This window comes from Mojavia sp. (assembly GCF_059505145.1).
Map to the genome: position 1 here is coordinate 158,024 of NZ_JCACKA010000135.1, position 20,206 is coordinate 178,229.

17 protein-coding genes are annotated in these 20,206 nt (G+C 41.7%); 4 read left to right on the plus strand and 13 right to left on the minus strand.

Annotated features, from left to right (window positions below; translation table 11 throughout):
• Window positions 1–273: 273 nt before the first annotated feature.
• Window positions 274–813, plus strand: coding sequence for a DUF3172 domain-containing protein (locus tag AC5JL8_RS36390; protein ID WP_495884546.1), 540 nt, complete (start codon window positions 274–276; stop codon window positions 811–813).
• Between the two features lie 69 nt (window positions 814–882).
• On the opposite strand, the gene AC5JL8_RS36395 is transcribed toward AC5JL8_RS36390, so the two are convergent.
• From AC5JL8_RS36395 to nfi, 10 genes are all read right to left on the minus strand, one after another.
• Window positions 883–1,887: an AMIN domain-containing protein gene (locus tag AC5JL8_RS36395; RefSeq protein ID WP_495884547.1), complete on the minus strand. Its 1,005-nt coding sequence runs from the start codon at window positions 1,885–1,887 to the stop codon at window positions 883–885.
• A 227-nt stretch (window positions 1,888–2,114) separates the two neighbouring features.
• On the minus strand, window positions 2,115–2,636 hold the full coding sequence (locus tag AC5JL8_RS36400) for a hypothetical protein (RefSeq protein ID WP_495884548.1): 522 nt from the start codon (window positions 2,634–2,636) through the stop codon (window positions 2,115–2,117).
• A 4-nt stretch (window positions 2,637–2,640) separates the two neighbouring features.
• Window positions 2,641–4,818 (minus strand): cation:proton antiporter, encoded by a 2,178-nt coding sequence (locus tag AC5JL8_RS36405; RefSeq protein ID WP_495884549.1) that lies wholly within the window; start codon window positions 4,816–4,818, stop codon window positions 2,641–2,643.
• 463 nt (window positions 4,819–5,281) lie between these two features.
• Window positions 5,282–6,067, minus strand: coding sequence for a cation:proton antiporter (locus AC5JL8_RS36410; protein WP_495884550.1), 786 nt, complete (start codon window positions 6,065–6,067; stop codon window positions 5,282–5,284).
• A 212-nt stretch (window positions 6,068–6,279) separates the two neighbouring features.
• A complete protein-coding gene (locus AC5JL8_RS36415; RefSeq protein ID WP_495884551.1) occupies window positions 6,280–6,714 on the minus strand; it encodes a hypothetical protein in 435 nt (144 codons plus the stop codon).
• Window positions 6,715–6,895: 181 nt separating this feature from the next.
• Window positions 6,896–7,606, minus strand: a complete 711-nt coding sequence (locus tag AC5JL8_RS36420; RefSeq protein WP_495884552.1) for a GDSL-type esterase/lipase family protein — start codon at window positions 7,604–7,606, stop codon at window positions 6,896–6,898.
• An 87-nt stretch (window positions 7,607–7,693) separates the two neighbouring features.
• Entirely contained in the window at window positions 7,694–8,737 is a 1,044-nt protein-coding gene (locus tag AC5JL8_RS36425) for a CPBP family intramembrane glutamic endopeptidase (RefSeq protein ID WP_495884553.1), read from the minus strand.
• 47 nt (window positions 8,738–8,784) lie between these two features.
• The gene (locus AC5JL8_RS36430) at window positions 8,785–10,743 is read right to left on the minus strand and encodes an FHA domain-containing protein (protein WP_495884554.1); all 1,959 of its coding nucleotides are present in this window, start codon (window positions 10,741–10,743) and stop codon (window positions 8,785–8,787) included.
• A 43-nt stretch (window positions 10,744–10,786) separates the two neighbouring features.
• Window positions 10,787–11,386: an FHA domain-containing protein gene (locus AC5JL8_RS36435; protein ID WP_495884555.1), complete on the minus strand. Its 600-nt coding sequence runs from the start codon at window positions 11,384–11,386 to the stop codon at window positions 10,787–10,789.
• Between the two features lie 127 nt (window positions 11,387–11,513).
• A complete protein-coding gene (gene nfi, locus AC5JL8_RS36440) occupies window positions 11,514–12,179 on the minus strand; it encodes a deoxyribonuclease V (RefSeq protein WP_495884556.1) in 666 nt (221 codons plus the stop codon).
• A gap of 178 nt (window positions 12,180–12,357) precedes the next feature.
• Here nfi and AC5JL8_RS36445 point away from each other — a divergent pair, with 178 nt between their 5' ends.
• Window positions 12,358–13,197 (plus strand): prohibitin family protein, encoded by an 840-nt coding sequence (locus AC5JL8_RS36445; RefSeq protein ID WP_495884557.1) that lies wholly within the window; start codon window positions 12,358–12,360, stop codon window positions 13,195–13,197.
• A gap of 104 nt (window positions 13,198–13,301) precedes the next feature.
• On the opposite strand, the gene mnmH is transcribed toward AC5JL8_RS36445, so the two are convergent.
• A complete protein-coding gene (mnmH, locus tag AC5JL8_RS36450; protein WP_495884558.1) occupies window positions 13,302–14,369 on the minus strand; it encodes a tRNA 2-selenouridine(34) synthase MnmH in 1,068 nt (355 codons plus the stop codon).
• A 764-nt stretch (window positions 14,370–15,133) separates the two neighbouring features.
• On the opposite strand from mnmH, the gene AC5JL8_RS36455 reads away from it, so the two are divergent.
• Both AC5JL8_RS36455 and purB read left to right on the plus strand, forming a co-directional pair.
• Complete coding sequence (locus AC5JL8_RS36455) at window positions 15,134–15,685, plus strand: DUF421 domain-containing protein (protein WP_495884559.1); 552 nt, start codon at window positions 15,134–15,136, stop codon at window positions 15,683–15,685.
• A 40-nt stretch (window positions 15,686–15,725) separates the two neighbouring features.
• Window positions 15,726–17,021 (plus strand): adenylosuccinate lyase, encoded by a 1,296-nt coding sequence (gene purB / locus AC5JL8_RS36460; protein WP_495884560.1) that lies wholly within the window; start codon window positions 15,726–15,728, stop codon window positions 17,019–17,021.
• Between the two features lie 601 nt (window positions 17,022–17,622).
• On the opposite strand, the gene AC5JL8_RS36465 is transcribed toward purB, so the two are convergent.
• On the minus strand, window positions 17,623–18,639 hold the full coding sequence (locus AC5JL8_RS36465; RefSeq protein WP_495884561.1) for a glycoside hydrolase family 43 protein: 1,017 nt from the start codon (window positions 18,637–18,639) through the stop codon (window positions 17,623–17,625).
• Between the two features lie 394 nt (window positions 18,640–19,033).
• A complete protein-coding gene (locus AC5JL8_RS36470) occupies window positions 19,034–19,843 on the minus strand; it encodes a phytanoyl-CoA dioxygenase family protein (protein WP_495884562.1) in 810 nt (269 codons plus the stop codon).
• Window positions 19,844–20,206: the final 363 nt, after the last annotated feature.

Here is a 20,206-nt window from a genome sequence, read left to right on the forward strand (position 1 = left end):
ATGTATAGGCACTAAATTAAGGGCAAAATCAGATTTTCAAAGTCATGTTTATTGCTACAGCACTAATTTCAAGAGAAAAATACTCGTAAAATATGACTAATGGCAGCAATAACTAACAAAGTTGAAATTATGTATAAACAGCTAGACAAATTACTAGAGTGAAGATTGAGCAAAAGTTGCGGGCAATTCTAGTTAATACTCGGCATACTTAAAGAGGGAGATGCAGTTTAAACAACTCCCTGCTATCTGAGGCATGAAGGTGATCAAGCGATAATGAGACGTACATCCACTGGTAGATCGACTAATACTTCCAAATCTTCTGGAATTCAATCCCCTATATTTAATTTCACTACCATAGCAATTTTGGGGGGGGTATTGGTTTTGGGAATTGGAATTGGCATTGCTTTTAGCTCTACAACCACATTATCCCCATCTAATGTGGCTTCTCGTGAATTCATTGACACTAGAGCACCAAACCCTGAGATTTGCGTGCAGTATGGAGCCAGCGCTATGGTGATGGACGCTAGACTGTTCGTGACTCTTAACCCCTTCAATGTCTACGTTGCTCAACCCAACATGCGTCCTGGATGTGTTCTCCGTCAAAATAACTGGGCAATATTAGAGCAACGAAAGCTGGTGACATCCGACCAGGTAAGAGAATGCAAGAATCGCCTTAACACGTTTGGCTTTACTGGTAACTTAGACAGTGACAAACCTGATATCAGGTGCATTTACCAGAATGAGGCTGCTCAAAACTTCTTCACGTCTCAACCAGGAGCAGTTACGTCACCTCAAGATACGGATAGATTCTAGATTTTAGTAATGGGTAACAGATTTTGCCAATTTACCCGTTACTAGTAGTCTGTCTATCAGTCTGTTCTATTATCTTTTGATGGGCAATGGTTGACCGAACTCAATCACTCTAGGCTCATCCGCGTTAGATGGGTAGTTAGGGACTGTTGGGGTGGGAAAATCAGGCCTAGCAATAGGACTATTAAAATTACTTGGTTGATTAGGAAAATTAGGTGGAGGAAGAATAGAACTAGGTAGTTGAGATGGGTTGTTAGGAATAAGAGGAGGTACAGAGACAAACGGCTGCTGTAAGTTATTGGTTATTGGGGGTAAGTAGTTGGATGGAGGTGGCAGAGTAAAAAACGGCTGTTGTGAATTCGTAGTAGTTGGTAACAAATTACTAGGCGCTTGTGGATTGTTATACAGATTTAAGGGTATGTTACTAGGCGCTTGTAGATTGTTATATGGGCTTGGAGATAAGTTATTGGATGGTTGTAGATTGTTATATGGACTTGGGGGTATGCTATTAGGTGGTTGTGAATAGTTTCTCTGCTGTGAAAAATTATTATAACCAGTAATAAAAGTACGTAACACCCAGCGAGTGGGGTTGCGCTTAGACTTGGGTTGCAATTGTACCTGATTTGGAGAAACAAAACTCCCTGGTGCTAAATCTAAAACAATACGAGTTACGTCGGCTTTTAGTTGGGAAACACGAACTCTTTGAATTGCTCCAGAGTAAGTTTGTTGGGTGGGAACATAGCCCAACTTGGTATTTGGCAAATCTACAACGATACGAGGGGGTTGGGTAAGATAAAAGTGGTGGGGAGTTGCGCCGACTGAAAGAGTAAATTCTAGTTGCAAAGTCTTTGGGTTAAAGCGCCAATCATCTAGCCTGCCTAAGGGTGCGGTAACTGTGTCCTTGCCAGTTTGTATTTGTACATTTGCATTATTAGAATCTTGTGCTTTCTTCGCTACTGGTTTAGCAGCACTACCACTAACTTCCAGAGCAATTGCTGCGTATAAGCCAAACAAGCTAATACCAAATAATTGCTTGCACAATTGGAAAAATTTTTTAGCCTTTAATCCCTTGTTCATTATTTTAATCTCTTAATATATTGAGTTGTTTAGAGTTTGTAAGTGATGGATAACAGGTAATATTTCGTGCTTATCTAGAAGCAAGTAACAAGTTATAGCAGAGTGCTGAGTATCAACCCAGCTGCTACCCTGCGGGAAGCTGCTTTGCGTCTACAGGACTTTGAACAATTAACACTGTCTTAACCTATGTAACTACGGCTATACTATTGTTCATCGTTGCTCATTTTTTAATGGCTATCTAACTTTTTTGACTGTTCCTGGGCTTTTTGTGGTGTAGCAGTAAATTCTATAATTTGTGGTTTGTCGCTTATTGTTAATTGACCTAAAAAACTTCCTTGATTCACTGATTGCATTTTAATTTCAGCTAAGTCAACAGAAGCATTTTGGCGATAAGAAATATTACAAAGGATGAATCTGTTAATTTTGCCAGATAAACTCAAGTGTTGATTTCTCAGGATACCTGAGAGGAAATTATTTTCTCCATAAATGGTAGAACTTTCACTGTAAAATTTGGCTGGTAATAAAGAAGCATTTAAGTAAATACCTGATTGCTGAAGATTCAGAATCAAAGCATTTGATTTACCACAATTCGGTAAATTTTCAGCCAACGTGAGACTGTAGCGACCATTAATTTCATGAGGAGCCTTGAGATTGTTTTCTCCATAGAAGGTTACAGTTTTAAATAATACGATAACTGAACCTATTGCTATGCCATAAAAGGCTAAGGATTGGAATTTGAAATGATTCATAGTTTCAATTCCTAGCTGCTGATTCTTGAGTATTAACCTCAGGAAGCACTGAGGCAAGATGAGAAGTAATTTGACTATAGCGGCGGGTAATGAGTAGCGAAGAGCGGCATTGGATAGCTAATTGATCTGTATATCTTCCCAAGGTTTGACGTTCAATGCCCCAAGCGCGGCTAGTACCGGCAATGGTGAGGTCAACAGCCTCTGAAGCTGCAACTACAGCTTGGATTGGCTCTGGGGACTCGATCATCTTAATTTCAATGCGATCGCGTACACTAATTGGCAATTGCGCCATCATTGTTTGCAGTTCGTAACTTAATTCATCTTTGGCTTGGTTTTCTGAGACAACTTGTAAAATATGTAACACACAAGTGTCACGATTGATTAGCAACCTCAAAGCAAGTATCAGTGCTAAATCATCATGGATGTTTGCAGAGTAGGGAACTAACAAGTTTTCTAATCGCGTCCTTCCCCGGTCAATGAAAACTGCTACATCCACTGGCGCGGTAGTCAGAATTTGGCCGACTCTTCCACCTAAACGATTGTTACTAAAAGCTGGGCGATGCCAGCCTACTATAATTAAATCTGTTTGCTCGATTTTGGCAATTTCTGCGGTTTCCCGTGCAACATTGCTCGATAATCGAACGATGGGATGCACATAAGAGCGTGTTGCTGGTGGTTCTAGAGTATTAATCAATTCTTCTAGTTGTTGGCGGCGCTGTGCGATTAATCGGTTGGCCTCAACTGGGGTACTCTCAAAAGCATAGTCTTCTTCAAACTCAATCAGGCTGAGGGGATGAACAACGGCAGGTTGGTGGTAGTTGAGTGCGATCGCAACTGCCAACTGCACCAAGCCTTTTTGCGTGCTGGGATTAGCTACTGGTACCAAAATTCGGTACTCGTAACTAGCAGTGTTGCTCCTGCTTGTTTCCTGAGCGAAGTTTGATTCCACGACATCTAACCTGATCAGCTTTTTCGGATATGTCCACTCCAGCAGTGGCGAGGTCATGAATGTTGTTACTAAAGCCATAATTACCAACATGGTAAAGAGTAAGGGCGAAATTACACCTAACTCCAAACCAATATTTAATACTATTAGCTCGGTCAAACCGCGAGTATTCATTAACCAACCAAGCGCCGATGCTTCTCGATTATTAATGCCACTAACGCGAGCTGCTACATAAGTGCCAAAATACTTGCCTGCGATCGCCACCCCTAAAACTAATGCACACAGCAACCATAATTCCGGACGGTTGAGCAAACCAATTTGCGTCCGCAATCCACTAAAGGCAAAAAATACTGGTAGCAAAAATATCAGTACAAAGTCTTCAGTTTTTACTGCCAACTCTCTCACCAAATCTGCGTTCTTGGGCATGGCTGCGCCTAGTAAAAAAGCTCCAAAAATTAGGTGAATGCCAATTAACTCCGTGATCAGGGCTGAAGCGACAACTCCCATATAGATTCCGGCCAGAACGAATTGGCTTAGACGTCCAGTGCGTTGGTAGTATGTGGTCAAGCGTTGAAGAAACCAACGCCCTAATGTCACCATGAAGCCGATGTAAAGTAAACCAGTAATAATCGTGGGTACAGCACTAGCAATGCTGCCTTCTCTAGCTACAGCGATCGCTACTGCTAAAAGACACCAAGCCGTCACATCATCCACAGCCGCACAAGTTAACGCCAATGTCCCCAAGCGCGTGCTTTGCAAGTTATTTTCAGTAATAATGCGTGCTAGTACAGGAAAGGCAGTAATTGACATCGCCGCCCCTAAAAACAAGGCAAAGGCAGTAAAGGAAACACTAGCATTGGAAACCAATGGATAAAGCAAAACCGCTAGCAGCGTTCCTAAGGAAAACGGCACCAAAATACTTACATGAGAAGTTAAAATTGCTATCTCTAACTGACCACTGAGGTACTTGGGATTGAGCTCTAATCCAATCAGAAACATAAAAAAAATTAGTCCCACCTGAGATAACATATTCAGGAATGGAACTGCCTCAGGTGGGAATATCATAGCTGCCGCTGATGGTGCAATTAAGCCAAATAGAGAAGGGCCAAGCATAATCCCAGCAACAATTTCACCAATTACTAGCGGTTGCTTAATTGACTTAAATGCTAGCCCTACAAGCCGTGACAGTCCAATAACAATCAGCACCTCAAACAGAACGAGCATTACTGTGTGCATGGTTTCCTCAAAAGCGACTATCCGGTTTCCTAAGATGATTGTTTAAATCACTGAAAGATGTCAATCTTTTTATACACACCTGAGATGTAATCGTGCTAGTTTTGGATGTTAATTGTTGTTACGACAAAATAGTAGCGGCAAATAATGAATTATTGGGAATTCAATAATAAAGTTGCAAATCATTAAACCTATATTGAAAATAAGGCAGAAGGTGAAGCAGCGCGGTGCTTCGCTAAAATCTTAAATTCCAAATTCTATAATTTTGATGGTCAGGCATGAAGCGGACTAAAAATTAGTTTGACTGATTTATACTTGTATTTTATGTTTATAACTTAATTTTTGTGAGGGATGGGTTTATTTAAGTAACATTTAAGCGTTATTTATACCCATTATATGAATCACCCAATCCCCATAAAATTAATATTAGGTAATTGCTCAATTAATTTTCTGCTAGCTTTGCTTTTTATTCAGCAGGGGATGATGCATAAATTGTACCTTGCAACAACAAAGCAACTAGTGGTGATGCCATCAGTATAGTGACAATTGCCATAATAACCATGATAGTGAATAAAGTTGGGGTAATTATGCCTTGTTCAAGACCGATATTGAGGATAATTAACTCCATCAAACCGCGAGCATTCATCAAAGCACCAATAGTTGCAGATTCACGCCAATTTTCTCCAGCAAATTTTGCTGCTAGCATACAAGCAATACCTTTACCAAGAATGGCGATCGCAACTATTACAAAGGTAATTCCCCATAAAGTAGGAGTGTTTCCTAAGCCAATTTGAGTGTTGAGTCCAGAGAAAACAAAAAATACTGGTAGTAGAACAGTAGTTAAAAACTCGGTGCGATCGCGTACTTGCTCGGCAAATTCACCTCTTGGCATTGCTGTACCCAAAATAAATGCACCGAATAGTGCATAGATGCCCATCGCATCGGTAAACCATGCACCAAACATCAAAACCATCAACGCTAAAGTCAAAGTTTGAATTGTGATTCCACCATCTTTTTGTGTGGTGCGAGTGAAAATTGTAAATGCAGGTTTACCAACAAAAATTGATAATAGTACATAGCCAATTCCACCACCAATTGCAAAGACGGCAATATTTGTATTGGCATTAAGACTCGCTAGTACAACAGCCAATAAACACCACGCAGTCGCGTCATCAATTGAATCTGCTGCTAGCGCTAAAGTTCCAAAGCTAGTTTTAGCAATACCGCGTTCGTAGAGCATCCGGGCTAACAAAGTTCAATAAAAAAATATATAGTGAGAACTCAAGTCCTAAAGATAAAGATTTTAGCGCTTACTATAAACTTTTTAATTATGACTACTTAAAGGGTAAATAACCTATAAATAAGCTTGATAATATAACCTCGACACAACAATCAAAATTTGTACTTGTGAGATGGTGTTGCGTAGCTATGAGCAATGAGTCTGGCTGGTGCAGATTTTATGCTTCATAACCACTCTCCACCTCGGAAGCGCCAACGAGGAAATATAATACGCATGAGGCTTTGCGAGGTAATAAATACAGCTAACCATACGACGCTGTAGTGCAAGAGAAAAACTCCTAAAGGCAATTCATCTTTAGGTATTGGAATTGGTAAGAAGCCGACAAGTTTGACTCCACAAAAGATAAATATCAATTCCCAGATACCAGCAAAAAGTTGATAAGCTGCGGGCCAGTCTCTGTCCCAGCGGAATTTTTGCAGATAGTCATAAAGCACATCCCAACCTAAGCCAAAAATGGCGACATAGGCAAGTATCCAAAAATAAATTACACCAGGCTGACCACCAACCCAGCCAAGCACAAAGGGTAATGATACTAATAGACCTACAGTTGCAAGTAATAATAATCGAGTTTGCCAGCGACCAAATAAAGTTGGAGTCATAAGGGTATTAAGTGCTGAGTTTAACTGAGTTTACTCAGACTCATCTTAAAAAATCCAGCAAAATTGTGGTGCTTTCCGCAAAAATGGGAAATAAAATCGAGTTCGATTGAATACTTATCGTTCAGGCTGATTAGGGAATAAAGAAACGCGGGGATGTTTTGAGCAGCACTGAGAAATTATATTAGACAGTTATGGGAGAATGATAGGTTGCAAGGGCTTCCCAATTGATCACATCTTCTAACAAAGCTTGATAGCCCAGTGTGTTAGGGTGAAGACCATCGTGACTCAAGCGTTTGCGCCTCCAATTTTCGCCCCGTTCTATCCACTGCTCAAAAATATCCAGGTAGGGAATCCGGCGTTTGTTGCAAGCAATTCTAGTAGCTTCTTTGTAGCGATACTGATCGGCATGATTGTAGTAGAAGCAATCTAGAAATGGCATTTTAGCTTCATCAACTGGAACCATACCGACAAATAGCACAGGACAGAGTTGTTGCGCTTGTTCTAGTAGTTCAGCTATTTGTGATTCAAATAGGGCAAAATCGGTGTAATTTCGTCCATTAGGACGCGCCAACCGCGCCGAATCATTCACGCCTACCGACAAAATAATCAAGTCGGGGACACGATTTCGTAATTCACCCCGATGGCGGAATTCTACTTCTAGCCTTTGTGCTACTTGCTGTGTGCGATCGCCTCGCACTCCCAAGTTATAAAGTATATGACCAGCGCTATCCGGTAACATCCACTGGCGTCGCAGTTGTTCGACCCAGCCTCCATTATCTGGATCGCCGAATCCGTAAACTAAGCTATCCCCCAGTACGACAATCTTCAAAGGTTGACAATGGTTTGGTGTTAAAGACAGCTGCATTGAGGAAGGAGCTGAAAATGTTTGCATCTTAAAAAGAATTTAATTTATATCTTTACAAGATTCTATACATTTCTACACCATTCCAGGGTATCTTTCTACGCCTTTATCTGTTGATTAAGCTTGATTATTTAACTCCCCATCTTGGGAAGCGTTGATGAAATAAGGAATCGAAGCATTCTGGCGCGGCCAATTGCGAGAGATGAAGCGAACTAGTAAAGGTAATGAAACTAGCATAAGCAAGGCTCCAAACCACCAACCAGAACGTAATTGTTCTAAAACATTTACCGATGAAGTAGTCTTAGCACCACCGGATAACAGCCCCATGGCGTATGCTATGGAATTGTTTAAGGCATGGCAGGCGATCGGTACAATCAGTGTGCGAGTTTTGATGTATAACACTCCCATGACGATGCCAAATAGGGACAATCCCAGAATATTGGCGTGTAAAACTCCGAATGTTACCCCAGAAATCACCACAGCAGAGCGAATACCCCACTTGGTTGCCCAGCGCTGCAAGATAATCCCCCGGAAGAGAAATTCCTCAGTAATCGGGGCGACTATTACGTAGGCGATCGCAGACAGCAGATTAAAGAACAGTGGTGCAGAACTGCGAGGTGAGGGACTGCTGGCCGCTTGTTGCACGATTTTCTCTACAAAGGAAGGTGCGGCTAATGATAGTAGGTAAAATGATACAAGGTAAGCACTAAGTGAAAAGATAATAATCAGGATAACTAAGCCCACTATTGGCAACCACTTATGCCTATTTGGTAGACTACCCACCACATATTTGAGATTGATGCCTAAACGATTAAAGTTTGCCAACTCCCAGAGGCAAAGTAATCCAAATATCAAAATATAGAGAATTAGCGTCGTCACTTGGTTTGGGAATTTTAAACCAGTAATTCCTTGCACCAATCCTAGGCCAATGCCGAGACTCATTGTGAGCAAAAAACCCCGCAAAACTAAATTGCGAACCTTGAGCTGAAGAAATGGATTCTGAAAATTTGGAGGCATCATAAATAAATGGATGGGAGCGTGCTGAGTTCTGAGTACTGAGTGTGAGTATTGAATTTTAAGTGATGAGTTAAGAATAAGAATTTTTCTTCTTATCCACCAATGCCCAATCCCCAGCCCCCCTTCGGGTTCGCAGTCGCTCATGGGGGAAACCCCCAAGACCGCGCTGTCTCACCAGTCGCCAGCCCCTACTAAGCAGGAGACTGATTGAACACCCACTTCAACCACTGATTAAAAGAACTTAGGGTATTCAAATAATGTACTCTAGGCGCACGGGCAGCAGCGAGTCCATCAACTGAGACTAATGCGGCATATTGCAAGCCTAAGAAGCTATCAACTGCTGCATAAGGGCCACCGAGAGTAATTGTTCCAGCTGCATACATTTGGCCTTTACCATTACGCATTTCTACTAACTCAAAATTGTTTGCTACAACCAAGCGCCCCAGGTGATTAAGTGGCAGATTATAATGTTTCACCATATCTTCGAGTAGTGGGCTGGCTTGCACCTTAGCATCCAAACCGGTGGCATCAATAATAAAGTCAGCTGCCAATTTCATTTCTCCCAAACCCTTTTCGCGGATATGGGTAATAGTTCGGTTTTGGCTATCTTTTTCCACACCCAGCACTTCACCAAAGGTTATTTGATACCAGCCTTCGCTCAACCCTTGTTCTGTAATCTGTTGCCAGTCGTGGCGATCGGCAGTGGTAGTCCCACCCCAGTCTGCTAGTAGGCTTTTGCGCTCATCGGGGGTGGCTTTTTCTAACATTGCCCGAAGTTCACCACCCCAACAGGCTTTAGGCCAGTTAAAGGGTTGAAATTCGTAATGATTTTTGACTGAACGCTGGGCCTTTTGGAATTTGTTGCCTTGGGGTTTAGGCGATCGCATTAAATGCAAAACTGTAATATTGCGATTTTTATTTCTAGCCTCATAAATTCGCTGCACAATCCGCGAAGCCACAATTCCCCGCCCCCGAATCAATACAGTACCACCCTGTTGTTCTAGCTGCTGATAAACATGATCGTGTTCTTCATAAGCATTCACGACAGATTTAAAGTCTTGATATTTTTCTCTATAGGCTTGCAAATCTGGGAGAAACTGAATTGCTGGATAGCCTGTTGCTAAATGTAAGTAACGTGTTATTAAAAAAGCATAATCTCTAGTACCGCGAGAATAAGCTACGCAATATCTGCCATCGTCAGTTTTGCGAATTGCTCTAACTCGTCCATAACGATAAATTTGATTCCAGCCAATACGCTTTGCTTCTCGATCTATGGAATCAAAGACATTACCTGCGCGGGGTGTATAAGTGTCTACAAATGTGGGTTCGGCAAATACTTGCCATAAATACTTCAATGCTGAACTGGGCTGACCTTTGCTGAAGTCATGCCAAGCTTCTCTTAAGGCATAGCTAGGCCAACCCCAAATATTATCGGGGCAAGAGTCAGAATTAGATCGTAGTCTTTCATGTAAAGGAATTTGTGAATTGAGACAAAGGCGCTTGTAACGCGCATAGGGTTCTCCTTCTAATCCCAAAGCCACAATCTTTTCACTACGGACACCGCTAATTCGCAAAAAATCAACCCAGACAAAGCTACCCAGTCCCGCCCCGATTGTCAGATAATCACATTCATCTACTGGCAAGCCTGTAGCATGAATTGCTTGCACTGCGACATTTTCCGCTTGAAATGCTGGTGGTGGGAAATTGCTCCCCAGTGGTGTTATGGGCGCGGCGGCAGGCAAACTGGGGTCTGGGAGATTGGTATTGGGGTTAAAGTGAATTGTGGAAGGAGGACTGGTAACTGGTGCAGGTGCGCTGACAGCAAACGTCACCGCGATCATGTAAGGGCCAATTTGTAACGTGTCACCGTTAGCGATCGCACTGTGTGTTTGACGTTGACCGTTAACAAATACACCATTAACGCTGCCTTGATCAATCACTACCAACTGGTTTTGTTCCCAGTCAATTAAGGCATGGTAGCGAGAAACTTCGTTACTGTTCAGCAGCAACCGCGATACCCGCTGTCCCTTTAGTTCAGTTGGTAAGCGAGCGAATTCTCGACCGAAGGCAATTGGCGCACTCAATCTTGGCTCTCGTCTTTCTCCTGTAGCTGGATCGTCCCAACTCAATTGAATTTGTAAGTTAGTCATTGATCATTAGTTATTAATTATTTCTCCCCCTGCTCCCATCTCTTTAATGATTAGGTGCGACCAACACACTTACGGCCGCAGCTAAAGATGTGCCACACCAGCGACAGCCAATTTGCAGATTCTCAGCGGGGGAAACTTTGTGACATTTGGGACACTCTAAGCCATAAACTCCTGGTGGCGGTGATGGGGGTGTTGGGGGATGGTAGTAATGTCCGGCTTGTATTGGTTGCTGCTGGTTTACAGGGGGTTTAGTTGGTTGGGAGCTTACCACTGTTGCTTGTGGTGGTACTAAAATTGTTGGCGGAATGCTGTTAATTAAAACGGCAGTAACTTTGAGTTCCATTTGTCCTAAGTAGATAATACTGCCCTCTTGTAAAGGCTTTTCACCCTGGACTAGTTTTTGTCTATCTACTAAGGGAGGATTTTGCGATCGTAGATTTCTAATGTAAAAGCGTTGCTCTTGGGCGTGAAAAAAGATTTCTACGTGCAGTCCAGATACCGTGGGGTTACTGACAACAATGTCGCACCGGAGTGGATCTCGACCGATGCGGACAGTACCAGGATTTTTGCTTGGTTGTTGTTCGTAAATGTTCTGAGTTTTATTTTGTCCTGCATCTTGCCACTGTAAAGTTAGTGCATTCATCGTTCTAACTTAGTAACTTTTATTTAGTTACTTCAACTCCTTTCTGTGCGATTCCTAACATGATTGGGTAGGAGCAAGCAAGTATTTAGAAAAAACTTCAAACAAAACAATATAAAGAATATTCGCTTTATCTCGAAGACGCTAACTTATCAGCAATGCGTGTAGTTTCCGGTAGCCGATATTTAGTGGTACAACGCATTACGTAGTTAATTGCTGTAGGTAAACTTACTCGATGACCACTGGATATGTATAAAGGTTTTACTCCTGTGCGCGTGCGTAAAACTGCTCCTATTGTTTCATTTTTATGTATTAGCGGTTGCCAGCTACCTTTTGTTTCTGGCACGTCCTGATACTTGCCAATCAGTAAAGATTTTGCTACACCAATTGTGGGCATATCTATAAGTAAACCTAGATGGCTAGCAATACCAAGTCTTCGGGGGTGGGCGATTCCCTGACCATCACACAGTATGATGTCTGGTGTAATTTTTACCTTCTCCAAGGCATCAAGTACGGCTGGTATTTCTCGAAATGAAAGGAAACCAGGAATATAGGGAAAGGTTGTAGGACGACGCGCTAGCTGTGTCTCGACTACTTGTAAATCAGGGAAACTCAGTACTGCTACTGCTGCACGGCTAATTGTACCATCAGCTTCAAAGCCCATGTCCACTCCTGCAACATATTGGACATTTTCTGGCAGGTTATCTTCTGTAAGTGTTTGATTTCTTAATGTTTCTTGGATTGCGATCGCTTCTTCTACGGTACTAGGCCACGTATGCTGTTGAGCTATATTCATATTAAGTTTTGACTTAATAAAATTCAAATACTTTTTGCCGAAATCTCTATTAGCAATAGTGTATCTATTGTTGTGATTAATTTAATTTTTTTGTAACGTTTTGCTAAAGCTAAAGCGCCAGTATTGTTGCTATAACCTTAGCAATCAGCTAGTTCCATCTTTATTTGAAAAAATAACCATGCGTAACAACATACATACTGCCAATGCTTTTCAGTTCAGTACCTATTTTGTGGGCGGAGTATTCTTATTGCTGTTAGCAATTATTTTCCGCCCTTTCACGATTGTAAATGCTGGCGAACGGGGCGTTGTCATGAAGTTTGGTAAAGTCCAGGATCGAGTTTTAGATGAAGGGCTTCACCCACTCATGCCAATTGTCACGTCAATTAAAAGGCTGAGTGTGCGGGTGCAGCAAAACACTTTTCAATCGGATGCTGCTTCTAAAGACTTACAAAAAATCACCAGCGAACTTGCTGTTAACTGGCACATCGATCCGAAAAGAGTGAATCAGGTTTACCAACAAGTTGGTGATCAGCAACAAATTATCACAGGGATTATCACTCCTGCTATATCTGAAGTGTTGAAAGCAGCAACTGCTAAAAAAACAGCAGAAGAAATCATCACTAAGCGAACTGAACTTAAAGAGGAAATTGATAGCCATCTCAAAACCCGTCTGTCGGCTTATGGTTTGATAGTAGATGATGTTTCTCTAGTAAATTTTTCGTTTTCTCCAGAGTTCAGCAAAGCCATTGAATCGAAACAAATAGCTGAACAAGAAGCTAAACAGGCAGAATTTGGTGCTAAAAAAGCAACTCAAGAAGCTCAAGCAGAAGTTAACCGTGCCAAAGGACAAGCTGAGGCGCAAAGATTACAGCGGCAAACTTTAACCGCAGAGTTGTTGCAGAAGCAAGCAATTGAAAAATGGGATGGACGTTTCCCTACGGTTATAGGTGGCAATGGTTCATTGCCATTAATTAACATTAATCCTAATAGTTTTGCTAACGCAGAAAAACAACAGTAATGTCTGATTCTGCTCAATACCGATAGAGGATTTTGTAGAGGATGTAAACGTAATTTTTATTAAATTTATCTATTACATCCATTACACCATCCGTTACCATATTCTCATTTTAGCGCCACACAATTCGGCAGTAAAGAATCTAACAATCTATCAATACTGCTATCAGATAAATTTTGGAGAAATAGCAATCTTTGAGATTGGCTAAAATACCGTTTTATTGAGCGACTATAAGTAGGGTCGTAGTAGGAATCCAATATATCTTGTACTAACGTTTCCCAATTACCAGCATCAATCAACTGATACCAACGACTTAATTTTTCCCAACCACAACGAGATTTGAGTTTCTCTAACTTTCGTTTTAAGATTTCAGGATAAGTTGTTAGGTGTGGATATTCTTGTAAAAGAAACTGGACTCTAGCAGCTATTGGTAGTTGAATTTCCACACAGCTAGCTTGTTTCATTTTCTCCCACAAAGACTGAGGCAAATATACTTGCCCAATTTTTGTACTTTCCGATTCTATCCACACTGGCTGATGTGGATTAAACTTTTGCAACTGTTCTAGTAGCAGACTTTCAAAGTATTTTTGTGAGGGTTGAGGCAAAAGTGTTCCTTGCCATTCTTCACCCAATAAGGAACCACGATGGTTAGCTAAACTTTCCAAGTCTAGAACTTGAGCGCCACGCTGACGCATTTTACCTAGAATGTAAGTTTTACCACTGCCAGTTAAACCACACAATATCTGGTAGGTAAATTTTTCTGGCAGATGTTCTAGCTGTTGGCGTACATAAGCACGATAAGTCTTGTATCCGCCTTCAAGCACAGTAACGCGCCAACCAATTTGCGCTAGCACCAAAGCCATGCTACCTGAACGTTGCCCACCCCGCCAGCAGTAAATTAGAGGACGGTAATCTTTATCTTTGGCCGCAAAGTGTTGACTCAGATGCTGGTAGATATTTCTGGATACTAAAGCAGCGCCGATTTTGCGCGCAGTGAAGGGACAAACTTGTTTATAAATTGTTCCCACTTCAGCACGTTCAGCATCGTTCAGCACTGGTAGATTAATCGCGCCAGGAATGTGGTCTTCTGCAAATTCACTAGGCGACCGAACATCAATGATTTCACTGTAAGTTTCAGCCCAAGGCTGCTGGGTATATGTAACTGAAGGAGGCATAAATTTTAAAATCTCACTTTTTTAGTTTTGGCACTTCCCTCACTTTAGTGGTGGAATTTTGTAATTGGGGTAATTTAAATAAATCTACGTAAAATATTAAGACAACTCCTGAAAAACCATTAATTTTTTGCTCTCATACATAAATAAGTAATACTGAGAATAGAGGCTTGTTGACTTAATATTTTGCATTGAGTAATTACGTCTAAACTGAATATTTTTGAACTTAAGCGATCGCATCTATAGTTCAATGCCTATTGCTAGTAAATGTAACTCTGCGGTCAATAATCAACTATCATCTATAAGGAATTATTTAGTAAATATAGCTTTAGGCTTAATTTATAAAAAATAAGCTATATCCGCAAGAGTGTGATCCCCATTAGAGTTAACCTTAGCAAGAGTAGTGCGATCGCACCACTTATTCTATGCCAAAAATCCAACTACTTGCAGATATTTCATGCTGAAAGTTATTGATTTTAACCTAAATTTCCTGGCTAACAGATGATATCTACCTAAAGGATGTTGCACAAATACCCTTGGTTAGATGCGAGCAACTTAAAACTCAGCTAATCTTGTTAATCGACTTATGAAGTATTTTTAGCAATCTAAGCGCCGAATCTCCAGTAGGGAAATAAGTAAATTTCATAATTGAAAGCTTGGTAATTTTATCTACCAATATGATAATTTGACCTATAATTTACGATTTAAAATTTTGGCATTTTATTAATTAAATTACAGCTTTATAAATAGGGAGAAAATCAGCGTTAATGGACAAATGGTTTTTTATAGATTGGCACGCAATTTTTGTTCCCAACATCAGCGTTCTAGAATTGATTATACGTGGGTCGCTAGTATACCTAGCATTGTTCTCAGTGCTACGTTTCCTCCCTAGCAGACAACTAGGAACTCTAGGAATTACTGATTTATTAGTAGTTGTACTATTCGCTGAAGCTGCTCAAAATGCAATGGCGAGTAATTATACATCTATTACTGAAGGAGCTATTCTGGTAGGAACTGTAATTTTTTGGAGTTACTTGCTGAACTGGTTGGGTTACAAACTTCCTCAATTTCAGCGTTTTATGAATCCTCCGCCACTGCTGCTAGTAAAAAATGGTCAGATGATTCACCGACATCTAGAACGGGAACTGATCACTGAGGAGGAGTTGATGAGTAAGTTGCGTCAGCAAAGCGTGGAATTTTTGGCTGATGTAAAGTTAGCTTATATGGAAGCTGACGGTAGCATTAGTGTCATTACATCCGACTCAAAAACTAATTCCATTACTAACGGAAAACCTAAATGGAAAAGCGATCTGCCCTAATTAAAATGTAAAATATGACGGTTGTATTCTGTGGCGGATTGTGATTGAGCGTTATACCTTGCCCGAAATGGGTAATCTGTGGAGTGAAGCCTATAAGCTAAAAACTTGGTTACAAGTAGAAATTGCTGTTTGTGAGGCGCAGGCTGAACTGGGTTACATTCCATCTCAGGCGGTTGAAGAAATTAAAGCAAAGGCGAATTTTGACCCCAAGCGGGTGCTAGAAATTGAGGCTGAAGTCCGCCACGATATGATTGCATTTTTAACAAATGTTAATGAATATGTTGGTGAAGCAGGACGCTATATACACTTGGGCTTAACCAGTTCTGATGTGCTGGATACGGCATTAGCATTGCAATTGCTTGCCAGTCTGGATGTGTTGATGCAACACCTAAAAAACTTAATTGAAGCGATTCGCCAAAAAGCCAAAGAACACCGTCATACTGTGATGATTGGACGTTCTCACGGCATTCATGCTGAACCAATGACATTTGGATTTAAGCTAGCTGGGTGGTTAGCAGAGGTGTTACGACACCAAGAACGCTTAAAAATTCTACGTGAGACAATTGCTGTTGGTAAGATTTCTGGTGCAGTGGGAACCTATGCCAATATTGAACCACGTGTAGAAGCGATCGCCTGCGAAAAACTCGGTCTTAAACCTGATACCGCCTCAACACAAGTTATTTCCCGCGATCGCCACGCCGATTATGTCCAGCAATTAGCCTTAGTTGCAGCATCTATTGAACGCTTTGCTGTAGAAATTCGCAATCTGCAAAAAACAGACGTTCTGGAAGTTGAAGAATTTTTTGCCAAAGGTCAAAAAGGTTCTTCAGCAATGCCGCATAAGCGTAATCCTATCCGTTCAGAACGGCTAACAGGAATGGCGCGGCTAGTTAGAAGTCATGCGGGTGCAGCTTTAGAAAACGTTGCACTATGGCATGAACGGGATATTTCTCATAGTTCTGTAGAACGAGTAATTTTGCCAGATGCTTGTATTTTGACGCATTTCATGCTGGTAGAAATCACCGATTTGGTGAAAAACCTACTCGTCTATCCTGAGAATATGGCACGAAATCTCAACTGCTATGGCGGAGTAGTGTTTAGCCAAAAAGTGCTACTTGCTTTGATAGACAAGGGAACTAGCCGCGAAGAGGCGTATGCGATCGTCCAAGAAAACGCTCACACTGCTTGGAACAAGCCGGAAGGTAATTTCCACGCCTTAATTACCAAAGACCCTCGTGTTACCCAAAAATTATCTCCAGCAGAAATTGAGGTATGTTTTGACCCCCAACAACATCTGCGGCATTTAGAAGAGGTTTACCAACGGTTAGGTATTTAGCTTAGATAGCAAAGTGCTGAGTGCTGATACCAATTCACGAAAATCCTGATACATATAGATTTTTTGTAGGGGTTTAGCATTGCTAAACCCTTACCCATTCTTTCCCATCTTTATCAAAATGTCATATTACTTTCTCATTTTGCTGTTTTGAATAAACAAAAAGGCATATTGCTTTCTCAAAATGCCATTTGACTTTTTCATTTTGGTGTTTTCCGCAAGCAAAATGACGTATTGCTTACTCAAAATGCCATTTGACTTTCTCATTTTGGTGTTTTCCGCAAGCAAACGGGAGTTTGCTAACTTATTTAACTTAAATGCTTTCTCATTTCAGTAGATCGCGCATTCCTTTTGGTGTGTGAGATAGTGCGTTCCTATCGTCTTGCGTCGGAAAGCAACTATCGAACCCTTAAGGGTCAACAGTCATTTATAGGACTTACCCACTGAAGTCTGAAACCCTGATCCCCCCTAACCCCCCTTAAAAAAGGGGGAACGTCTAAAGCCACGCCACTGAGGGAGTCGGGGAACCCGCAAGGGCGCAGGGCTGCCCCTTTTTAAGGGGGTTGGGGGATCTGAGTGCGTAAGTTCTTTTGCAAAAAGTCTATTATTTGCCAGAGATAGTTTGCGGCGTCCAAGTGGGGCCGTCGCAACGTGGCCCATCTGATGTCCAAATGAGTTTATCTAAACATATATGCCGCGCAGCCATGTTCATTCCCCAGGCATGGTAAACAATGTACTCAGTCTGACCATCTGGGCCCAGAACTATTGAGTTGTGTCCAGGGCCTATGACATGACCAGGAACAGATCGCAGCACCCGTGGCCCCGTTTCGTTACCCGCATCAGAGTAAGGCCCCATCACATTATCAGCTACTCCATAATCGACACCATAGTTTTCAGTTTCCCAGCGCCCACCGCTATAAAAACAATAGTAGCGATCGCCATGTTTACGAACACAAGGCCCTTCCAAAGTATGCCAATCAAAAATTTCACCGTACATCAAACGGTTGGCTAAAAATCGTTGCCAATCTGAACGCGCACGCAAGACGACTTTCCCCATGTCTGCGAGCTTCGTCATGGTTTCGAGCCGGGCTACCATCAACGCTGTACCAGCACGCACGCCACCCTCTGTATCTAGAAAATCACGGGCGTAAAATAAATACCACTGCCCGTCATCATCACGGAATGCGTGCGGGTCGATCGCAAAGGGGCAGGAATTTGGGTCTAGAAGTGGTTCGCCAACATCCTTATAGGGGCCTAACGGTGTATCGCTTGTAGCAACGCGCAACTGATGATTCTTGTCCTCATGTCCCACAGAGTAATAGAGGTAGAACGTGCCATCGCAGTAAGCAACTTCGGGGGCCCAAAAATTATCGCCAAGTGCAGGGTCTGGTCGCAACAGCGCGTTACCAACATATTCCCAGTTTAGGAAATCAAAGGAGCGTAACAGCGGAAAGACACACAGCTTGTTAGGGGAGTCAACGCCAAGCGCAGGAGCCATTTCATCTACCATTCCTTCTGCTTCTGCTGCGCCGGTTCCGATCGCATAATATACGCCCTGGTGTTCCCAGACAAAAGGGTCGGCAAAATAGCCTTTGTAGACCGGATTGGTATAAGTTTGCATCTTGATAACATCTCCAGGTATTGGCTCAATTTCGTAGAAGTGCGATTGCGCGGAGCGCAGCGCCGAAGGCGATCGCAACTAAACGATGCGATTAACGGAATGAGGATGAAAACAACAAATCATCCTCAATTTTTCTTCCCTCAGCCTCTATCTTTGTGCTGGTTCGGGTTCTTTAGTTTTTTGTAGTACAAATTAGTAAATTACGTTTAATGTGAATTAAGTCTTCAAATCTTTGTAATCTCATTGAGAGTAGGGTGGGCATTGCTCACCATTTCCCAGTTTTGGTGGGCAATGCCCACCCTACGTTTATGTTCTTTTATTTTTTTATATCAAAGACGTTATTTGTCATTAATCATTTGTACTTACCTGAGGACAAAAGATTAATGACAAATACTTAATACTTGAAATTCACGTAAGTTTCAACTTTCTCTTTTGGTAAGCGATCCACAACCTGACACCGCAATAGCTGCCTAACCTTTTCTGGCAGACTATCATAGTAGTCTTGCTCAAGAGCCAAATCGACTTTCGGAGTGTGTAACCAATGCATGGCGTAGCCCATGACTACCATTGGTCTTGGCTGACTGGTGCGATTTGGTGAACCTCGGTGTAGTGCCAAAGGCGTCCGAATCATCACATCACCTGGCTGCATATAGAAAGATTCCATCGCAATTTCACCAGTGGCAATTTTCCTCAAACCTTCTTCACGCGGTAAAAGATGAGTACCACGCGCCATTTGGAACGGGCCGTTTTCTGCTGTTACTTCCACCAATGGAAAGTTAACTGCTAGGGCGTAGAGTGGGGTTACTATCTGGTCGGAGAATAGGGGGCGATAGTCTCTATGGGTTTCCTGATATTCCGAACCCTGAAACGGGACATCAACACCCAACTGAACCATGACGTATTCTTGGTAAAACACGCGCTCAATAACACCCATAATCACTTGGTTAGCAAAAACCTCCACATTGGCAAAAGGCTTAACCCAAGGCAATGTCAGATAGTATCGAGCAATTTCGCGGGGAGCTAACCCACCTGGTTGATTTTGACGCTCCCGGAACAACAAATCAAAAGCTTGTGCCCATTCACTAATTAATTTTTTGTCAAAAAGGCCGGGAATCACACAAATTCCGTCTCTATTCAATTCTTTTGCAAATTTATCTAGGTCGGTAGCTGTAAATTTAGCTATACCTTCTATACTTTGAACCATATTTATATTCTCTCCCATTTCTAATGTTAGAGTCGAATTGCAATCGGACTCTTAACACCAAATTTTTGTAATTGCTAGATGATAATAGCGCACCAAATTCAAAATTAACCTGTCAGTTTTTGTTAGTTTTAAAGAATTTTGTAAAGATTATTAAACACGTCAACCCCCTATGGGAAGAATTTTGAATTTTGCAAAATTTAAAGTTAAAGACCTTAAGTTTGGAGTACCGCCGCTCAGATTTCTATGTGTGTTTATCTGCGGTTCGAGATAAAAAATAGACTATCTTATGCAAGAGGTTGATTATTTTACTTAGTATCTATAATTGCGATCGTATTCCCCTGCTTTAGGTACAAGTATTAAAGT